This window comes from Aeromonas sp. QDB39, assembly GCF_027707585.1.
In the GTDB taxonomy this organism is placed as follows: domain Bacteria; phylum Pseudomonadota; class Gammaproteobacteria; order Enterobacterales; family Aeromonadaceae; genus Aeromonas; species Aeromonas hydrophila.
This window is the reverse complement of the sequence record NZ_JAPCIV010000117.1, coordinates 1-1,109: the sequence shown is the minus strand read 5'-3', so window position 1 is coordinate 1,109 and position 1,109 is coordinate 1. Positions and strand designations below refer to the sequence as shown.

General features: G+C 37.0%; 1 protein-coding gene. It reads left to right on the top strand.

Annotated elements, in window-relative coordinates; all coding sequences use genetic code 11:
- Positions 1 to 98 precede the first annotated feature (98 nt).
- Entirely contained in the window at positions 99 to 755 is a 657-nt protein-coding gene (locus tag PG899_RS24070; RefSeq protein ID WP_270697819.1) for a hypothetical protein, read from the top strand.
- The last annotated feature ends 354 nt before the right edge of the window (positions 756 to 1,109 follow it).

Here is a 1,109-nt window from a genome sequence, read left to right as displayed (position 1 = left end):
GATCTATCAACCATCTGAGGGTGGTATCAGATTGATGGGGTGAAGGTGCCCCATCAACCATTAAATCCGTATACCCCAAAGAACAAGGTGTCAAGTATTTGGTTCCTGTTCAGTTGACAATATTTAATGAATTTAAGCATTCGGAAGAAAATGTATCGCTCTCACTAAAATATCATAAAAAGAATGGAAGAGCATCTTTTGATGAAAAATATATGACTCACTCTGGAACCCGCGCAGCTTCAGAAATTTATCACGAAATAAATTCGTCGAAGACACATGACTATTCTCTATACCAAATTGATTATTTACCTAAAGGTGGGTACTTTTCAATCAATGATACTGCGTTTACTTCTAAGGTTGATTATACCCAAAGGTTTCCTGTACTTTTTGAGATGGGGCAGGAGCTAAACGTTGAAGCCACTTTATATAGTAAAGGGGACAGACAAAGAACTTGGGACATTCGATATAGGGCGGTGAATGTTCGTAGCGGAAACGATCTTGAACATTGGGTTAATCAATATTATGGCAAGAGCATCGCATTTGAACTAAGGCGACAATTAACGTTTTTTCAATATCTTAAACGTTTAGCTTTTGGCAAAAACATTACAGTTTATGGATTTGAGCCCGATTTTCATGAGTTGACAGAGAATAACATTTATGTTCCAAAGGAGAATGTAAGAACATATAAAGGTTTTGTCTTTAACCCCTACCTTTTAAAATTACTATTTGATTTCGAACTAACAAACGACAAATAAACACCTCTTAAAAGTAACAACTAATTTTTAGAATGCTTTATTTTTAATCTTCATGAAAAAATAAATCAGGACACCCATTTTTCTGATTGCATAGCTGAACATTCGACCGGACAGGGTGATATTCCATATGTTTTTTTTCGATTGCTTCTCCCCCGTTCTTCAACCAAATATTACCAGGACAAATGAAAAGGAAATTCTTGTGAACCCAGAGCACATTGAGGTAGGCAAACAGTTTGTTGTTGGGTGGGGAACATTGATGTTAATCAATGCTGTCCTCGCCCTGACTCTTATACACAAATAGCGGTCTGAACGGAACTTTTCCCGTTTTCCAGGATCTGATCTTCCATGTGACTC